Annotated in this window: 18 protein-coding genes and 1 pseudogene; 4 read left to right on the top strand and 15 right to left on the bottom strand. The window is 71.2% G+C overall.

The annotated features are described in order from the left end of the window. The 5 genes and pseudogenes from JF886_RS10710 to JF886_RS10690 form a co-directional block, all read right to left on the bottom strand. Nucleotides 1-560, bottom strand: a pseudogene (locus JF886_RS10710) (hypothetical protein); the annotation flags it as partial. A 135-nt stretch (nucleotides 561-695) separates the two neighbouring features. Next, nucleotides 696-1,088: a hypothetical protein gene (locus tag JF886_RS10705; protein WP_337312294.1), complete on the bottom strand. Its 393-nt coding sequence runs from the start codon at nucleotides 1,086-1,088 to the stop codon at nucleotides 696-698. Beyond that, on the bottom strand, nucleotides 1,085-2,242 hold the full coding sequence (gene mnmA / locus JF886_RS10700) for a tRNA 2-thiouridine(34) synthase MnmA (RefSeq protein ID WP_337312292.1): 1,158 nt from the start codon (nucleotides 2,240-2,242) through the stop codon (nucleotides 1,085-1,087). Before mnmA ends, JF886_RS10705 begins: the two co-directional genes overlap by 4 nt. A 10-nt stretch (nucleotides 2,243-2,252) precedes the next feature. Next, the gene (locus tag JF886_RS10695) at nucleotides 2,253-2,531 is read right to left on the bottom strand and encodes a ubiquitin-like small modifier protein 1 (RefSeq protein ID WP_337312290.1); all 279 of its coding nucleotides are present in this window, start codon (nucleotides 2,529-2,531) and stop codon (nucleotides 2,253-2,255) included. Nucleotides 2,532-2,659: 128 nt separating this feature from the next. Then, entirely contained in the window at nucleotides 2,660-3,367 is a 708-nt protein-coding gene (locus tag JF886_RS10690) for a phosphoesterase (protein WP_337312288.1), read from the bottom strand. Nucleotides 3,368-3,438: 71 nt separating this feature from the next. On the opposite strand from JF886_RS10690, the gene JF886_RS10685 reads away from it, so the two are divergent. The 3 genes from JF886_RS10685 to JF886_RS10675 are packed head-to-tail and all read left to right on the top strand — an operon-like array spanning nucleotide 3,439 to nucleotide 5,685. After that, complete coding sequence (locus JF886_RS10685) at nucleotides 3,439-4,296, top strand: Fpg/Nei family DNA glycosylase (RefSeq protein WP_337312286.1); 858 nt, start codon at nucleotides 3,439-3,441, stop codon at nucleotides 4,294-4,296. A gap of 22 nt (nucleotides 4,297-4,318) precedes the next feature. Continuing rightward, entirely contained in the window at nucleotides 4,319-4,765 is a 447-nt protein-coding gene (locus tag JF886_RS10680) for a pyridoxamine 5'-phosphate oxidase family protein (RefSeq protein WP_337312284.1), read from the top strand. Next, nucleotides 4,765-5,685, top strand: coding sequence for a prenyltransferase (locus JF886_RS10675; RefSeq protein WP_337312282.1), 921 nt, complete (start codon nucleotides 4,765-4,767; stop codon nucleotides 5,683-5,685). The genes JF886_RS10680 and JF886_RS10675 overlap by 1 nt, the downstream gene beginning before the upstream one ends. Here JF886_RS10675 and aroA read toward each other — a convergent pair. The 10 genes from aroA to JF886_RS10625 form a co-directional block, all read right to left on the bottom strand. Beyond that, nucleotides 5,666-6,973, bottom strand: coding sequence for a 3-phosphoshikimate 1-carboxyvinyltransferase (aroA, locus tag JF886_RS10670; RefSeq protein WP_337312280.1), 1,308 nt, complete (start codon nucleotides 6,971-6,973; stop codon nucleotides 5,666-5,668). The two genes, JF886_RS10675 and aroA, sit on opposite strands and share 20 nt — an antisense overlap. Before the next feature lie 4 nt (nucleotides 6,974-6,977). After that, on the bottom strand, nucleotides 6,978-7,784 hold the full coding sequence (trpA, locus tag JF886_RS10665) for a tryptophan synthase subunit alpha (RefSeq protein ID WP_337312278.1): 807 nt from the start codon (nucleotides 7,782-7,784) through the stop codon (nucleotides 6,978-6,980). Beyond that, nucleotides 7,759-8,949: a tryptophan synthase subunit beta gene (gene trpB / locus JF886_RS10660; RefSeq protein WP_337312277.1), complete on the bottom strand. Its 1,191-nt coding sequence runs from the start codon at nucleotides 8,947-8,949 to the stop codon at nucleotides 7,759-7,761. The genes trpA and trpB overlap by 26 nt, the downstream gene beginning before the upstream one ends. Beyond that, nucleotides 8,946-9,575, bottom strand: coding sequence for a phosphoribosylanthranilate isomerase (locus JF886_RS10655; RefSeq protein ID WP_337312275.1), 630 nt, complete (start codon nucleotides 9,573-9,575; stop codon nucleotides 8,946-8,948). The genes trpB and JF886_RS10655 overlap by 4 nt, the downstream gene beginning before the upstream one ends. Further along, a complete protein-coding gene (locus tag JF886_RS10650; protein ID WP_337312273.1) occupies nucleotides 9,572-10,375 on the bottom strand; it encodes an indole-3-glycerol phosphate synthase TrpC in 804 nt (267 codons plus the stop codon). The genes JF886_RS10655 and JF886_RS10650 overlap by 4 nt, the downstream gene beginning before the upstream one ends. Further along, nucleotides 10,372-11,001 carry an anthranilate synthase component II gene (locus tag JF886_RS10645; RefSeq protein WP_337312271.1) on the bottom strand — a complete coding sequence of 210 codons (630 nt, stop codon included), beginning with the start codon at nucleotides 10,999-11,001 and terminating at the stop codon, nucleotides 10,372-10,374. The genes JF886_RS10650 and JF886_RS10645 overlap by 4 nt, the downstream gene beginning before the upstream one ends. Further along, nucleotides 10,998-12,482: an anthranilate synthase component I family protein gene (locus tag JF886_RS10640; RefSeq protein WP_337312269.1), complete on the bottom strand. Its 1,485-nt coding sequence runs from the start codon at nucleotides 12,480-12,482 to the stop codon at nucleotides 10,998-11,000. The genes JF886_RS10645 and JF886_RS10640 overlap by 4 nt, the downstream gene beginning before the upstream one ends. Before the next feature lie 28 nt (nucleotides 12,483-12,510). After that, nucleotides 12,511-13,701, bottom strand: coding sequence for a pyridoxal phosphate-dependent aminotransferase (locus JF886_RS10635; protein WP_337312267.1), 1,191 nt, complete (start codon nucleotides 13,699-13,701; stop codon nucleotides 12,511-12,513). Then, the gene (locus JF886_RS10630) at nucleotides 13,698-13,973 is read right to left on the bottom strand and encodes an acylphosphatase (RefSeq protein ID WP_337312265.1); all 276 of its coding nucleotides are present in this window, start codon (nucleotides 13,971-13,973) and stop codon (nucleotides 13,698-13,700) included. Before JF886_RS10630 ends, JF886_RS10635 begins: the two co-directional genes overlap by 4 nt. A gap of 67 nt (nucleotides 13,974-14,040) precedes the next feature. After that, on the bottom strand, nucleotides 14,041-14,841 hold the full coding sequence (locus JF886_RS10625; protein WP_337312263.1) for a ferritin-like domain-containing protein: 801 nt from the start codon (nucleotides 14,839-14,841) through the stop codon (nucleotides 14,041-14,043). Between the two features lie 94 nt (nucleotides 14,842-14,935). On the opposite strand from JF886_RS10625, the gene JF886_RS10620 reads away from it, so the two are divergent. After that, on the top strand, nucleotides 14,936-16,171 hold the full coding sequence (locus JF886_RS10620) for an RsbRD N-terminal domain-containing protein (RefSeq protein WP_337312262.1): 1,236 nt from the start codon (nucleotides 14,936-14,938) through the stop codon (nucleotides 16,169-16,171). Nucleotides 16,172-16,222: the final 51 nt, after the last annotated feature.

Genomic DNA, 16,222 nt, shown 5'->3' with positions numbered 1-16,222 from the left:
GCCGCGCGGTGCTCGCGGCGCAGCCGCGCGCGCTGCTCGCGCAGCCGGCGCTGCTCGGCGGCCCGGTCCAGGACGCGCTCGTCGTCCCCGGTTCTGCCGATCATCAGCGCACCGCCGACGGCGAGCACAGCGAGGATGGCGGCGACGCCGAGGCTGATCGGCGTTCGGTAGTGGAGAAGGGTCAGCAGGCTCTGGCCGCCGCTCGGCGTGTGCGCGGTGTCATCGACGCGAGTGTTGGTGACCCAGACTAGCAGCACCCCGATGCCACCGGCGACCGCGGCGCTCAGTGGCCACGCAGTCGCGGGGCCGGGCACATCGCCGAGCAGCGGTGCGTACCCGTAACGTCGCAGCGCGGCAGCCACCAGCAGCAGGCAGCCGCTCGGTGCCACCAGCGCGACGGCGCCGAGCAGGTAGGCACCGGCGGCGATGAGCAGGATGCCGACGAGCACGCCACCGGCGAGCACTGCGAGCAGCGCCATGCGTGTGGACGGTGCGAGCACGGCGCCGAGAGCCGCGAGGACGATCAGAATCGCGAGTACGTAGAACACCGCGGTGCTCACCCAGCCGTCTGGTGCAGGGCTGCGGCAGCGCGGACAGACGCTTTCGGGAAAGGCGCCTCGCTCACGAGGCGGCTGCCGGCGCCGGACATCGGCGGCATTGTAGGCGAAGGGCGAACTGCCTTCCCCCTTCGACCGTCAAACCGCGTCGTCGTCCTCGAGAGCCCGATGCATGAGAGGGGGCGGCCTGTCGTCCTCATCGACGACACGCTCGAAGAGCAGGATCAAGGTCACGGCGAGCAGCGTCAGGATGATGCCGCCGGCCGCAACCGGGTCGAGATGCACGCCGACCACGGGAACGGCGATCCCGGCGTCCCAGGCGCCCAGCCTGGCGCCGTCGGCCACTGTGCGCTGTCCCACGATGCCGGCGACGATGAGCAGGCCGCCGGCGGTGCCGAGGTGGTAGAGCCAGTTGCGCCCGCGGCGCGCCAGGAATGCTGACACCGACGCGATCACAGCGCCAGCGAGCACGCCAAGGACGCCGAGCGCGACCTGGCCCGGCGTCGGCGGCAGCGGCACCGCGAGGATCACGTGAGCGCCACCGTGCCGCCGCCGATCACCTCGTCGCCTTCGAAGAGGACGCCCGCCTGGCCCGGCGCCACCTGGGTCACCGGCGGATCGCAGCGCAGAAGCAGGGCGTCGTTGCCAAGCTGAACCACGGCGACCTGGGCCGGGGCCGAGTGCGCGCGAAGCTGCAACGCCAGCGGCGCGTCGTGCGCGGGGCGCTGGTCGATCCAGTGGATGTCGGTGAGGCGCACGGTGTCGCGATCCAGCGCGCTGCGCGGGCCGACGGTGACGGTGTTGGCCATCGCGTCGACAGCGGTCACGAAGAGCGGGGCCTCGTCGGGGCGTGACGGCGGCAGCCCCAGGCCGGACCGCTGGCCCACCGTGTAGAAGGGCACCCCGCGGTGCTCGCCGACCACCGCGCCGGCCTGATCGACCATGGCGCCGGGACGGAAGCGGCCCCGCAGGCGCCGCTCCAGCTCGGCGCGCACCGAGCCGTCGACGAAGCACAGCTCCTGCGAGTCTGGCTTGGCCGCCGTGATCAGGCCGAGATCGGCGGCATGGCGCCGCACCTCGTCCTTGGACGTCTCTGCGCCAAGGGGGAATACGGAGCTGAGCAGCTGCTCCTGCTCGAGGCGATGGAGCGTGTAGGCCTGGTCCTTGGCCGCCGCCCGGGCACGATGCAGAGACGCGGCGTTCCCCCGCCGACCGATGCGCGCGTAGTGGCCTGTGGCGAGGTGGGTCGCCCCGGCGGCCCGGGCCCGGTCGAGCAGCACCCCGAACTTGATCACCTGGTTGCAGCGCACGCACGGGTTGGGCGTGCGCCCGGCCGCGTACTCGTCCTCGAACGGAGCCACCACGTCGCGCTGGAACTCCGGCTCCAGGTTCCAGCTGTAGTGCGGGATGCCAATGCTGGTCGCGACGCGGCGGGCGTCCTCGACGGCGTCGATGGAGCAGCAGCCGCGGTCGCGCCGGCGCTCTCCGTCGCGCGGCCACATTGCCAGGGTGATGCCGACGGTGCGCAACCCGCGTTCCGCACAGCGCGCCGCCGCCACCGATGAATCCACCCCGCCGGACATGGCCACCGCGACGACGGCGTCACCGGGCAGCAGCTCGAAGGGGTCGTCGGGGATGCGGGCTGCCCGGCGTCCAGGCGCGGCCGGCGCGGCCGCAGCGGTCATCGCCGCCGCTTCAGCGGCCGCCGGCCACGGCGGGAACGATGGAGAGCTCGTCGCGTTCACCGACGGGCGTCTCGAGCCCCTGGCTGAAGCGGATGTCGGAGTCGTTGACGTAGATATTGATGAACTGACGGAGCTTCCCCTCCGCATCGTAGAGACGGTCATGGAAGCCCGGGTAGCGCTGCTCGAGATCGCCGAGCGCGTCGGACACCGTGGCGCCCTCGACGGTCACCTCGGCGCCGCCACCGGTGAGGCGGCGCAGCGGGCCGGGAACGCGAACTCGCACAGGCATGCGCGGAGTATACGGGTGGTTCGACGGCGCCCTCGTGTCGCATCCTCCGCCCAGGCGAATTCATTTCGCCGGAGCTGAGGCCGCTACATAGGGGTGCCCGTGGGGGAGCAGAGTTCCCCCTCGCCCGGTCAGTGCGCCGGCGGAAGCTCGACGACCAGCGGCGAGCGCTCGGCTCGCTTGGCGGCCCCACCGACGAGGTCGTCGAAGACCAGCTGTGACCACGATTCCATGCTCAGGTAGTGGCGGCGCATCGCCGCCAGCGTGAGGTTCTCCCCCTCCAGCTTGTCGAGCTCGCGGACCGCAGTGGTCGCCACCGCCGGCTCGACCAGGAACACCAGGCCGAGGTGCACCTGTGACACTGGCGTCGAGTCGTCGTTGAGCATGGCCACCAGGCTCGCGGTGGCCGGCGACGAGCACACCACCTCCTCCGCCCACTCGCGCTGGAGCCCGCCGACGAGCGGGTCGCCGCCGGCGCCGTCGCCGGGATTGACGTGGCCACCGACCCCCAGCGAGTAGAGATGGTGGAGGCGACGCTCGCTGGAGCGGCGCAGCCGCCTGGTCAGCAGGTAGGTGCCGTCCAGGGGATGGTGCACCACGCAGTAGGGGATGATCTGCTGCATCGAGGGGTCGTCCTCGACCGCATGACGGGGCCGGTACTCCGAGGCCGCCCGGATGGTTCGCAGCACCCGCTCGAGCCCGACCGTGACCAGGCCATGCCAGGCACCGTCGGGGAAGATCGTGGTGCGCGGCACACAGAGGACATCCTCGCCATCGAAGGGCACGGTTCGCCGCCGCCGTTGCGTCGCGATGCTGTTGGCCGCGGTGGCGTCGGTCATCGACCTCAAGGTCGTGGAATTCTACGTTTTGTCCACTGCGATGCTGGGACGGGCTGCGCCACTATTGGGCCATGCCCGAGCTTCCCGAGGTCACCGCCCTGTCCGCCGGGCTCACCGAGCGGATGCGTGGACAGACCATCATCGCCGTCCGGCTGCGCTCGATCGGCGCGCTCAAGACCTACGACCCTCGTCTCCAAGCACTGGTGGGCCATACCGTCGACGGCTGGGACCGGCACGGCAAGTTCCTGGACATGACCGCGGGCGAACTGCACCTGGTGGTGCACCTTGCGCGCGCCGGATGGATCCGCTGGCGGGACCGGCTCAACGAGGCGAAGTCGACCCTGCGTGGTCCTCTCGCCCTCCAGCTCGAGCTCGCCGGCGGCTGCGGCATCGACATCACCGAACAGGGAACCGAGCACCGCTTGGCCGTGTACGTGGTCCGCGCCGCCGCTGACGTGCCGGGGATCGCCCGGCTGGGGGTTGATGTGCTCGACGACGCCCTGTCCGCGGCGCGGCTCGGTGAGCTGCTGCAGCAGCGCCGCGGCCAGCTGAAGACGGTGCTCGCCGACCAGTCGCTGATCGCCGGCGTCGGCAACGCCTACTCGGACGAGATCCTCCATGCGGCCCGACTCTCGCCCTTTCGGCAGGCGAGCGCGCTCAGCGAGGAGGAGACGATGCGCCTGCACGCCGCCCTGCGCAGCGTCATGAGCGGGGCGGTGGAGCGCGCCCGCGGGGTCGAGATCGCCGACCTCAAGCCGGACAAGAAGCAGCACCTCGCCGTCCACGGGCGCACCGGTGACCCCTGCCCCGTGTGCGGTGACACCATCCGTGAGGTGTCGCTATCGACGCGCTCGTTCCAGTACTGCCCGACCTGCCAGACCGGCGGACGCGTTCTCGCCGATCGCCGGCTCAGCCGGCTGCTGCGCTGATCGGGTCCGATACTGTCGGGTCATGAGCGCCGAAGCCGGAGGTGAGGTGGAGCGCGCGCTGTGGGCGCTGCGCGCCTATGACACGACCGCGCTCGCCACGGTCAGCGACTCCGGCCCTCACGTCGCCGGAGTGTTCTTCGCGCCCGAGGTGGAGGACGGTCGCATCCAGCTTGTGCTGGCCGTGCTCGACGGGTCCCGCAAGGCCAGCGACATCGCGCTGGACCCGCGTGTCGCGTTCATGTGCTCGCCCGGCAACCCGTCACGCTGGATCCAGGGTTGGGGGTCCGCCAACCGAGCCGACGTCGACGACTCGGGGCGCCTCGAACTGTTCCGCCGCCTCCTTGCGCACGCGCCCGGCGCCAAGCAGTTCGTCGACAACCTGCCGGTTCATCCCTTCATCGTCGCAGTGCGCGAGCTGAAGGTCGTCGAGGTCCTCGGCAAGCCGCCGCTGCTCCTGACGTTCGACTGATGGCGGCCCGCGCGACCGCCAGACCCGGCGCGGTGACGGTGCTCTGGGAGAGTGTCCGGCCCCGGTCGCTGACGGTCGCCGCGGTCAGCTCGGTCGTCGGCACCGCCGCTTTGGCGCCGCAGCGCGCCGTGCAGCCGCTCATCGCCGCCGGCTGCCTGGTTCTCGCGCTGCTGCTGCAGGCCGCCACCAACGTGCTCAACGACGCGGAGGACGCGCTCACCGGCGCCGACGACTACACGGGCGCGGGAGCGTCGCTGGCGATGCGCCGCCAGTGGATCAACCCGGCCCAGGCCCGGCTCATCGCCGCCGGCCTCTTCGCCGCCGCGGCCATCCTCGGAGTGAGCATCGCGCTGGCCGTGCACCGCCCCGCGCTGCTGCTGCTCGGCCTGGCGGCCCTGGTGGTCGGCTGGGCGTACACCGCGCCTCCGCTGCGCCTCGCCTACCGGCCGCTCGGCGAGGCGGCGTCCGCGCTGCCGATGGGCCTGGGCATCGTGTGGGGGACGGCAGCGGCCCAGACGGCCGCCGTGCCATCCTCGGTGTGGTGGGCGGCGGCTGCGCTGGCCCTGCTCACCGCCGCCATCCTGCACGCCAACAACGCGCGCGACCGCAGCCACGACGCCAGCGTCGGCAAGCACACGCTGGCGACGCGGGTGTCGATGGACGCCGTCGTCCTCGAGTTCCGCCTCCTGGTCGGCGGCGCCGCCGTGGTGCTGGCCGTGGCCCTGGCGACGCGGGGCATCCCCCTGTGGTGCCTCGGCGCGGTGCTGCCGGCGGTCATGGCGCTGCTCCTGGCGGCGCGAGCGCGCCGCGACCTCGATGCCATGGGCTGGACGCGCCTGCTCATCGGCTGCGTCCAGCTCCACATGCTCACCGGCATCACCCTGGCCGCCGGGTTCGTGCTCAGCGCGATTCGGTGGTGAGCGCACCCAGGTCGTCGAAGAAGCCCGGATAGGACACGGCCACGGTGTCGGCTCCGACGATGACGCAGTCACCAGCGCTTGGATCCGTGAGGGCGGCGGCGATCGCCCACGCCATCGCCAGGCGGTGGTCACCGGCGGCGTCGAGGCGGGCCGGGCGGAGCTGGGCGGGGCCGTCAATGACCAGTCCATCGGCCGTCTCCTCAGCGGCTACCCCGAGCGAGCGCAGCCCGGCGACCAGCGCAGCGATGCGGTCGGTCTCCTTGTGGCGCAGCTCGCCCGCGCCGCGGAATTGGGTGCGCCCCTCCGCCTGGGTGGCCACCACTGCGATGGCAGGCAGCTCGTCGATGCAGCGGGGAACCATCGCCGGCTCGACGGTCACGCCGTGGAGTGGCGCCGCAGTGACGATCACCGTGCCCTGTGGCTCGACCTCGGCTGCGGGTGGCCCCTCCTCCACCTCGACGCGCGCGCCCATCTCCTCGAGCACCTCGAGGATGCCGGTGCGTCCGGGGTTGAGGCCGACTCCCGGGCAGCGCACCGTGGAGCCGATGCGGGCCGCCGCCAGCGCCATGAAGAAGGCCGCGCAGCTGATGTCACCGGGCACGCGCAGCCCGAACGGATCGAGCCGCGCGGGGCGCAAGGTGATCGACTCGCCGTCGGCGCTGAGGTCGGCTCCGCAGGCGCGCAGCAGCCGCTCCGTGTGATCGCGGGTCGGCACCGGCTCGTGCACCACCGTGGTGCCCTGCGCGCTCAACCCGGCGAGCAGGATGGCGGACTTCACCTGGGCACTGGCCACCTCCAGATGGTGCTCGAGCCCCTGCGGCGTGGCAGTGCCCTGCACCAGCAGCGGTGCATGCCCGTCGTCGGTGCGCAGCTGCGCGCCCATCGCGCGGAGCGGCACGGCGACGCGCTCCATCGGCCGGCGTTGCAACGACGCGTCGCCGGTCAGCGTGGCCACGGCCTCGTGGGCGGCGAGGACGCCAGCCATGAGCCGCATCGTGGTGCCCGAGTTGGCGCAGTCGAGCGGCCGCGCGGGGCTGCGCAGGCTCACCCCCGCGCCGGCGCCGTCGAGGGAGACGCGACCGTCGCCGAACGGGCGCACCGACCCGCCACAGTCCTGGAGCACGCGGGCGGTGGCTGCAACGTCGGCGGCGGGCGACACGTTGCCGACATAGCTGCGCCCGCGGATCAGCGCCCCGAGGATCAGGGCTCGGTGGCTGATCGACTTGTCGCCGGGAACGGTCACCTCGCCGTCGACCCTGTCCGCACCGGCGATTCGCCGCTCGCTCATGTGCTCACGCGGCGTGCAGCATGCCGTGCAGGAACATGGAGGCTGCGGCGGCGCCGTCGTCGGGGTGGCTGGACATGGCGTCGAGCAGCGCCGATCCCACCACCGCCGCCTCGCACCGACCGCGCAGGGCGACCAGGTGTTCATGCCGACTCAGGCCAAAACCGATGGCCCGCGGCAGGGGCGTGGAAGCTCGTACCCGATCGAGCAGGTCGAAGGCCTCGGCGGCGATCTCGGCGCGCGCCCCGGTGGTGCCGACCACACCCACGCAGTAGATGAAGCCCGCCGCGTTGTGGCAGGCGAGCTCGATGCGCTCGGTCGGCGTGGTCGGCGCCACCATCGGGATCAGGGCAAGGCCGTGCGCCGCACCGGCGTCGCGGAGATCCGAGGCCTCGCCGGCGGGGAGGTCGGGGACGATGATCCCGTCGGCCCCCGCGGCCGCGGCGTCGGCGCAGAAGGGGTCCAGGCCGTGGCTCAGCACCGGGTTGACGTAGGTCATCAGCGCCAGCGGGAGGGTGACGCCGGCCGCCCGTGCCGTGGCCACCTGCTCGATCGCCAGCCCCATGGTCATGCCGTTGCGCAGGGCCTGCCAGCCGGCGCGCTGCACGCTGGGGCCGTCGGCGAGCGGGTCGCTGAAGGGAATGCCGATCTCGACGGCGGCGCAGCCGGCGTCCTGCGCGGCGCGAAGCACCGCCACGGTGTCGTCTCTGCGCGGGTATCCGGCGGTGACATACGGCACCAGTGCCGGCAGGCCGCCGGCGTGGTCGCGCAGGGCGACGGTCAGTCGCTCACCCGGCGGCATCGTCACTCTCATGCTCGCGGACGGTGCCGATGTCCTTGTCGCCCCGGCCCGACAGGCACACCACCACCACCGCGTCAGCGGGCTGGGCGGCGGCGAACTGTTCGGCCGCGTGCAGCGCGTGGCTCGACTCGAGTGCGGGGATGATCCCCTCGAGTCGGCAGAGTCGGTGGAACGCCGCCAGGGCCTCGCCGTCCTCGGCGCTGACATAGCGCACTCGCCCGGTGTCGCGGAGCGCGCTGTGCTCCGGTCCGACACCGGGATAGTCGAGCCCGGCGCTGATCGAATGCGCGGTGAGCACCTGGCCGTGCTCGTCCTGCATGAGGTAGCTGTTGGAGCCGTGGAGAACGCCCGGCCGGCCGCGGCTCAGCGGTGCCGCGTGCTGGCCGCCGTCAAGGCCGCGTCCGGCTGCCTCGACACCGATCAGCTCCACGGCGTTGTCGTCGAGGAATGCCGCGAACATGCCAATGGCGTTACTGCCGCCCCCGACACAGGCCACCACCGCGGCGGGAAGGCCGCCCAGCCGGGCGAGGCACTCGGCCCTGGTCTCGTCGCCGATGACCCTCTGCAGCGTGCGCACCAGGGTTGGGTAGGGATGCGGACCGACGCTGCTGCCGATCACGTAGTGCGTGTCGCGAACATTGGCCACCCAGTCGCGGATGGCCTCGTTGGTGGCGTCCTTCAGCGTGCCCGCACCGCTGTCGACGGGCAAGACTGTGGCGCCGAGGAGCTGCATGCGGTACACGTTGAGCGCCTGGCGGCGCATGTCCTCGCGCCCCATGTACACCGTGCAGCCGAGGCCGGCGCGCGCGCACGCGGTGGCGGTGGCGACGCCGTGCTGTCCGGCGCCGGTCTCGGCGATGATGCGCCGCTTTCCCATCCGGTCTGCGAGCAGGACCTGGCCGAGCGCGTTGTTGATCTTGTGGGCGCCGGTGTGGAGGAGGTCCTCGCGCTTCAACCAGATCTGCGCGCCGCCGGACGCCTCGCTCAGCCGCGACACGTGGGTCATCGGCGTGGGACGCCCGGCGTAATCATGCAGCAACCCCCGCAGCTCCGCCTGGAAGGCGGCGTCGGCCAGAGCCTCGTCCATCGACACTTCGAGCTCGGCGAGCGCGGGCACCACGGTCTCCGGCACGTAAGCGCCGCCGTAGCTGCCGAAACGGCCTCGGGTCGTGGTCATCGCGGCACCGCGGCGGCGCGAGCCGCGCGGACATAGGCAACGACGCGCGCGGGATCCTTCACCCCCAGGCTCGTCTCCAATCCGCTGGAGGCGTCCACACCCTGTGGCTGGACGGCTTCAATGGCAGCGGCGACGTTGTCGGCGGAGAGCCCGCCGGCCAGGATCACTCGGCGGTGCCGAGAGATGGCCGCCGCCGTGACCTCGTCGACACGCGTGCCTGTGCCGCCGGGTAGCCCGTCCGCACTGGAGGGCGCGGCGTCGAGCAGCACCAGGCAGTCCGGCCACCATTGTTCGGTGAGCGCAGCCACAGCGTCGACAACGTTGATGGCGCGGATCACCGGCACAGCGGTCCGCTCAATAGTCGACGACGCCACCCTGCCGTGCATCTGCACGGCTGCGAGCCGGTAGCGGGCCGCCGCCTCCTCGCACTGCGCGGGCGTGGCGTCGAGCATCACGCCGACGAGGTCGGCGCGTCCGCGCACCGCGTCGACGACCGCCCGCGCAGCGGCGTCGTCGACATGGCGCGGGCTAGCGGCCACCAGCACCAGGCCGAGCCAGTCCGCCCCCGCCTCGATGGCCGCATCGGCGATCTCCGGGGTGCGAACGCCGCACACCTTGACGATCACGACGGGTGCCCGGCCGCAGCGCCCTCGGCGGCGGCGACCATCTCGGTGAGCAGCTCGCCCGGCCTCTCTGCTCGCATGAGCGCCTCCCCCACCAGCACGGCGTCCGCGCCCTCAGCGACCAGGCGGGCGACGTCCGCCGGTTGCCGCACGCCTGACTCGGCGACGATGACCGTGCCCGACGGCACGCGTGCCCGCAGGCGCGCGAACGTGCGCAGGTCGGTGGTGAGGGTGCGCAGGTCGCGGTTGTTGATGCCGATGCATTGCGCGCCGGCGCCGACGGCGCGGTCGAGATCCGAGTCCGTGTGCACCTCGACGAGCGCTGCCGCGCCGCACCGTCGCGCGGCGTCGATCGCGTCGTCGAGGCCGGGGTCGTCGAACACCGCAGCGATCAGGAGCACCCAGTCGGCGCCGGCGACGCGCGCCTCGGCGATCTGCACGGGCGACACCACGAAGTCCTTGCGCAGCACCGGGATCTCCACTGCCGCACGCACGGCCACGAGATCGGTCAACGAGCCACCGAAGTCGGGGCCATCGGTGAGCACGGACACCGCCGCCGCGCCTGCGGCCTCGTAGGCGGCCGCCGTGGCGACCACGTCAAGGTGCCGGCGAAGCGTCCCGCCGCTTGGGGAGCGACGCTTGAGCTCAGCGATCACCGTCCCGCCGCCGAGGATCCGTTCGATCGCCGGCGCATGCTCGAGGTTGGCGGCGTGGGCGAACATCGCCGCGCGCCCGCAATGCAGCGCCGCCGCCTCGTGGCGCTTGCGGTCGATGATCGGACCCAGCGCGCCCAGGTCGCTCACTGCGCGGAGGCCAGCGAGCGCGCCGCCTCGGCGCCGGCGAGGAGGTTGCCGAGCAGGGCGTGCCCGTCCGGGGTGCCGATTGACTCGGGGTGGAACTGCACTCCGTGCACGGGGTGATCGCGGTGCTGCACGCCCATCACCGTGCCGTCGGCGGTCCACGCGGTGAGCAGCAATGGCGGCGGCAGGCTCGCACGCTCAACCACCAGCGAGTGGTAGCGGGTCGCACGCAACGGGTTGGGCAGCCCGGTGAAGACACCGGTACCCGTGTGCTGGATGTTGCTGCTCTTGCCGTGCATGATCTGCGCCGCGTTCACCACCCGCCCGCCGAATGCGAGCCCGACTGCCTGGTGGCCGAGGCAGACGCCGAGCAGCGGGATGGACATCCGCGCTGCATCGCTAACCAGGTCGACGCAGATGCCAGCGTCCTCCGGGCGTCCCGGGCCGGGGGAGAGCACGATCGCCGCCGGTTCGCCGGCGAGGACGTCATCACTGCTGAGCGCGTCGTTGCGAATCACCACCACGTCAGCACCGAGCTCGGCGAGGTACTGAACCAGATTGAAGGTGAACGAGTCGTAGTTGTCCACCACGACGACGCGTCCACGGAGGTCCTCTGCGTGCGCGCTCACGGTCCATCGACACGCGTGATCGCGTCCAACGCGGCCGCCAGCTTGTTGTCGATCTCGCGTGCCTCCTCGTCGGGCGTTGAGTCGGCGACAATCCCAGCCGCCGCCTGCAGGTAGGCCTGTCCGTCCACCACTGCCACGGTGCGCAGAGCGATTGCCGTATCGAGCACACCGCCGCTGCCAATGTAGCCCACAGCTCCGGCGTACGGTCCGCGACCGTGCGGCTCGAGCTCAGCGATGACCTCCATCGCGCGGATCTTCGGTGCGCCGCTGACAGTGCCGGCCGGGAAGCAGGCGCGAAGCGCGTCCAAGGCGGTGCGCCCGGCCGCCAGCCGGGCGCGGATGCCGCTGACCAGGTGCATCACACGCGAGTAGCGCTCGACAACCGCCAGCTCGTGGACCTCAACGGTGCCCGTGGCAGCCACCCGGCCTACGTCGTTGCGACCGAGGTCGACGAGCATGAGGTGCTCGGCCTGCTCCTTCTCGCTGCCCTGCAGCTCGGTCTCCATGGCGGCGTCCTCGGCCTCGGTGGAGCCGCGGCGGCGTGTGCCCGCGATGGGCCGGTAGTCGACCGTATCGCCGCGAACCCGCACGAGCATCTCGGGCGACGCGCCGACAAGGACGCATCCGGGGCTGCTCACGTAGAACAGGTACGGCGTGGGGCTAGACAGCCGCAGCGCGGTGTACAGCGTGAACGGGTGGGCACCGAGTGGCACCGCGAAGCGACGCGACACCTGCACCTGGAAGACGTCACCGGCGATGACATGGTCGAGCGCGACCCGGACCGCTTCGAGGAAGTCCGCGCGCGGGAACGTCGACGCACTGTCCGGAAGCACTGGCCGCCTGAGGGTCACGTACCGGGGCCCGACCTCGACGTCGACCTCCACGGCAGCGGGGTGATCGACCGCTCCCGCCGGCTCCGGCGCTTCGATGCGCAGACGCATGCCGGCCAAGCGGGCGCACGCGTGCGCGTACCCCGTCGCGATGTCGCCGTCGTCGCGGCGCAGCTGGGTCACGAGCAGCACCTTGTCGCGCTCGTGGTCGAACACCGTCACGGTGCGATAGAGTGCGAACACGCTCATCGGCACTCCAGCGAATGCCGGCGCGGTCGACGGCAGACGCTCGTAGCAGCCCGCCGCCTCGTAGGCGAGGTAGCCGACCCAGCCACCGACGAACGGGACGTTGAGCCCCTCCACGGGGGCCACCCGCTCGGCGAGCACCCCTTCCAGTGGACGGAGCGGGTCCTCGGTGTCCTGGGGCGCGACCCCGAGGGGGTCGTGGCCGAGGAATGAATGGCCGTGGATGCCGTGAAGCGTGCTCGCCGACTCGAGGAGGAAGCAGTGACCGCCGACGCCGAGGCGGCGCATCAGGCTCACCGGCGTCGCCCCGCCGGCCGGCACCTCCACGAACAGAGGAACCACGTCGTGGTCGTCGAGTAACCGGGTCGCGGTGTCGAGGTCGGGAAGGACCTGCAGCGCGGCCATGGATGTCTGCGCGGATGTCGAACCGGCGCTAAGCCGGCGAGACCGCGCCCGCGCCGAGATGGAGGGCGATGCGCTCCAGGGCTCGCTCGATGTTCTCGACGGAGTTCGCGTAGCTGAGGCGGATGTGACCGGCGCCATGGGGACCGAAGGTGCTGCCCGCCAGGGTGGCCACGCCCACCTCGTCGAGGAGCTCCTTCTGCAGCTCGCGCTCGTTGTAGCCCGTCGCCGTGACGTCGGGGAACACATAGAAGGCGCCGGCCGGGCGGCGACAGCTGATGCCGGGGATGCGGTTCAGACCGTCCACGAGAATGTCGCGACGGCGCCGGAACTCGGCAACCATGGCATCGACGGCAGCGTCCGACTCCGGCGAATCGAAGGCCTCGATCGCCGCCAGCTGGGTGAACGCCGCCGCGCACGACGACGAGTTGATCATCAGCGTGTCCATCCGCTGCGCGAGTGGCACCGGCATGGCACCGAAGCCGAGTCTCCAGCCGCACATCGCCCAGGCCTTGCTGACACCGTCGAGCAACACGGTGCGCTCGGCCATGCCGTCGATGCCATAGAGAGAGACGTGGGCACTGTCATAGATGAGCCGCCCGTAGATCTCGTCGGTGAGGACCACCAGGTCGTGCTCGATGGCCAGCTGGGCGATGTTCTCGCAGTCCTCGCGGGTGAGGATTCCCCCGGTCGGGTTGGCCGGAGTGTTGACGATCAGCAGCCTGGTGCGCGGGGTCACCAGGCCGCGCAGCTCGTCGATGTCGAGACGGAAGTCGTTCTCCTGGCGGATCGGTGCGGACACCGGCGTGGCGCCGATGAAGTTCACCAGCGAGCGGTAGATCGGATACCCCGGGTCGGGCACGATGACCTCGTCGCCGGGCTCGATGATGGCCAGCAGCAGGAACGCGAGAATGTTCTTGCTGCCGGGAACGATCACGATGTTCTCCAGCGAGGTCGGGACGCCGGTGCGAGCGGTGACGTAGCGCGCGGTCGCCTCGCGGGTGACGGCCATGCCACTCGCCGGCGTGTAATGGGTGGCACCCTCGTTGAGGGCTCGGACCGCGACGTCGATGATGTTCTGGGGGGTAGCGCAGTCGGGCTCGCCGATCTCCAGGTGGATGATGTCGCGGCCCTCGTCCTCGAGTCGCCGGGCGTGGGCGAGCACCTCGAACGCGCTCTCGGTGCCGATCCGCGACATGCGCTCGGCCCAGCGGAAGTTCACGCGTGCACCGTGAACGGAGGCAGGTCGCCGCGGTACGGCTCGCGGAGCACGTCGACGGCGTCGACCTGGGCGTGTGCCGGTCCCCGGTGGAGCAGCTCGAGGATGCGGTCCACCGCGTCCGGCGGACCTTCGATCACACACTCCACGCTTCCGTCGGGCCGATTGGCGACGGTGCCGCACAGGTCGCCGGCATGGTGCGCCACGAACGCGCGGAAGCCCACCATCTGCACCCTTCCCCGCACGGTCGCGCGCACGCGGGTCTGCTCTGACATAGCCCCGTGATTATAGGGAGGGCAGGCGCTCCTCGCCCGAGGCGGGAACGCAGTTCCCCCTTCGCTCTTACGCGGCGACCGGGGTCAGGCGGCGGATGACGGGGAGCATGTCCTTGGTACTCGTCATCCTGGTTCCGGCCAGCTCTGACATCAACGCTAGGATCCGGCGCTGTACCGGTGCCTCGTGGTCGCGGCCGGGCAGGTACCAGTCGAGCATGCGGCTGATGTACTCCGGGTCCTCCAGCTGGTCGCAGACGCTCGGCGAGGTGACGGTGGTGGGGTGCTTGGGCGCATCGTTGGTGCTGCGCAGCATCCACAGCGTCATGCGCAGCACGGCGGGCAGCTCGTCAGGCTTGTTGGCGATCGCCTTGCGCAGGTACTTGGCATAGCAGGCTGCGTGGCGGAGCTCGTCGGCCGCGAGGATCTTGAAAATCTTGCGCAGCAGAGGCTCGGGCGCGCTCTTGCTGAAAGCCTGGTACCAGTGGGCCAGGCGCTGCTCGCCGCAGAAGTGCATGGTCAGCGTCTCGATCGCCGGCCCCTCAGCGAAGGTGAGCCGCAGCTCGGGCAGCTCCTTCTCCTCATCGAAGGTCTGCCCGCAGGCCTCGAGGTACTTGCGCAGCACCATGTGGTGCTTCATCTCCTCGTAGAACCAGATCGACACGAAGCTGCAGAAGTCGATGTCCGTGTAGAAGTCGCGCAGGAACATCTCCGTCGCGTACAGCGCGCTGAGCTCGGTGAGACAGATCTGGCGGAGGTCATGGATCCACTGGTCGGTCAGCAGGCTGTGATCGATGGTGCTGAAATCGATCTCGTCGGTGAAGTTCCAGCGGGCGCGTTCGAGGCGAACAAAAAGGTCGTCGTAGAGCATGTGCCCAGTGTCCGGTACGCCGCATGGCCAAGCCATCGGCCGTCAGAGCGGAATTGAGGGGCAAGATTTGGCCACCGCGTCCATAATGGCCACCATGTCGAACTACGCGCCAGTCGAGCCGATCCCGGGGCCGCATGAATGGGCCCCGACGGCCACTCTTCCTCCAGAGATCACGCTGCGGCTTCTCGCCGACATCGACGTCATCGCGCAGCGCATGACCCGTCGCATCGCCTCCGAGCTGGCGTTGCCCGCGCAATTCCGCAGCATCGGCTATCTCCGCAGCGTCACCGTCGCCTGCCGAGACGCGCTGCGCACCCTCGTCCGACTGCTTCGTGACGGGCGCGGGCTGCGCACCGGCGATCTCCAGCGCCTCGGTTCCATGGGCGCGCAGCAGGCCGAGATGGGCGTCCCGCTCGAGGTGCTCCTGGCCGCCTACCGGCTCGCCGCTCGGGTGGTCTGGCGGGAGCTGATCGGTGAGTCGGCCGGACTGGACATGTTGCCCAGAGCCACTGTCATCGCCGTGACCGGACAAGTCCTCGAATACCTCGACGAGATCAGCGGCGCGGTCGGCTCGGCGTACCTCGAAACCCGCGAGCGACTGATGCGTCGCCGCGACCTCGACCGCGACCGAATCCTGCAGCGCCTCGTCGCCGGCGACGTCAGCCCCGAATTGCGCCGCCTTGCGGCAGCCAGCGATCTCGATCTGCAGCCTCCCTACCTCGTGCTGGCCTGTTCGATCGCCACCGACGAGGAGGGTGCTCTCGAGGCCGCGCTCCGCCCGCTCGGCGTGCTCACCGTCGGCGATCAGCCTGGCACGTGGATCGCACTGGTCCCCGGTCGCACCGGCGCCGCGAGGATCCTGGACGAAGCCGAACGCGCCGCTGCCGAGGCAGGGACGGTCCGCTGGGGCATCGGCCCAGTGGCCGCCGCGCTGGAGGACGTCGCCGAGGCCGCCCGCCGTGCGCGCGAGGCGCTGCAGGTGGGTGCGCGGCTCGAGCCGGCCGCGCGCGTCTGGGACGACGCGGCGGTCGGAGTGTTCGCGACCATGGCGACCGATCCCGAATCGATGCGCCGCTTCGTGGGGCACACCCTGGGAGCCGTCCTGGCCACTCCACCATCGCGCAGCGGGCCGCTCCTCGAAACCTTGGAAGCGCTGCTCGCCACCCCGAGCCTCAACGAAGCCGCCGCCGCCCTCGGACTGCATCGCCATACCGTGGTCTACCGCATCCGTCGCCTGGCCGAGCTGGGCGTCGACCTCGAGGCACCCGCGGCGCCGCACCGCTTCTGGCTCGCCCTCCAATGCCTACGCCTGTTGCCCGAGGGGGGCTGAGTGAGCCGCGCACCCACCCCCAACGACTTCGCGGTGCTGGGACTCCGTCCC

It is taken from the genome of Candidatus Aeolococcus gillhamiae (assembly GCF_016464765.1).
In the GTDB taxonomy this organism is placed as follows: Bacteria; Chloroflexota; Dormibacteria; order Aeolococcales; family Aeolococcaceae; genus Aeolococcus; species Aeolococcus gillhamiae.
The sequence above is the reverse complement of the archived record's forward strand: the minus strand, read 5'-3'. Positions and strand labels throughout refer to the sequence as shown.

Coding starts and splice junctions, on each gene's coding strand:
- JF886_RS10640 (WP_337312269.1), bottom strand. CDS start 12,482: ATGGCCGCGCTGCAGGTCCTTCCCGACCTCGACACCGCGACCCGGTTA.
- trpB (WP_337312277.1), bottom strand. CDS start 8,949: ATGACCACGACCCGAGGCCGTTTCGGCAGCTACGGCGGCGCTTACGTG.
- JF886_RS10695 (WP_337312290.1), bottom strand. CDS start 2,531: ATGCCTGTGCGAGTTCGCGTTCCCGGCCCGCTGCGCCGCCTCACCGGT.
- JF886_RS10630 (WP_337312265.1), bottom strand. CDS start 13,973: ATGTCAGAGCAGACCCGCGTGCGCGCGACCGTGCGGGGAAGGGTGCAG.
- JF886_RS10675 (WP_337312282.1), top strand. CDS start 4,765: ATGGCGGCCCGCGCGACCGCCAGACCCGGCGCGGTGACGGTGCTCTGG.
- JF886_RS10620 (WP_337312262.1), top strand. CDS start 14,936: ATGTCGAACTACGCGCCAGTCGAGCCGATCCCGGGGCCGCATGAATGG.
- JF886_RS10690 (WP_337312288.1), bottom strand. CDS start 3,367: ATGACCGACGCCACCGCGGCCAACAGCATCGCGACGCAACGGCGGCGG.
- JF886_RS10680 (WP_337312284.1), top strand. CDS start 4,319: ATGAGCGCCGAAGCCGGAGGTGAGGTGGAGCGCGCGCTGTGGGCGCTG.
- trpA (WP_337312278.1), bottom strand. CDS start 7,784: ATGAGAGTGACGATGCCGCCGGGTGAGCGACTGACCGTCGCCCTGCGC.
- JF886_RS10625 (WP_337312263.1), bottom strand. CDS start 14,841: ATGCTCTACGACGACCTTTTTGTTCGCCTCGAACGCGCCCGCTGGAAC.
- mnmA (WP_337312292.1), bottom strand. CDS start 2,242: ATGACCGCTGCGGCCGCGCCGGCCGCGCCTGGACGCCGGGCAGCCCGC.
- JF886_RS10685 (WP_337312286.1), top strand. CDS start 3,439: ATGCCCGAGCTTCCCGAGGTCACCGCCCTGTCCGCCGGGCTCACCGAG.
- aroA (WP_337312280.1), bottom strand. CDS start 6,973: ATGAGCGAGCGGCGAATCGCCGGTGCGGACAGGGTCGACGGCGAGGTG.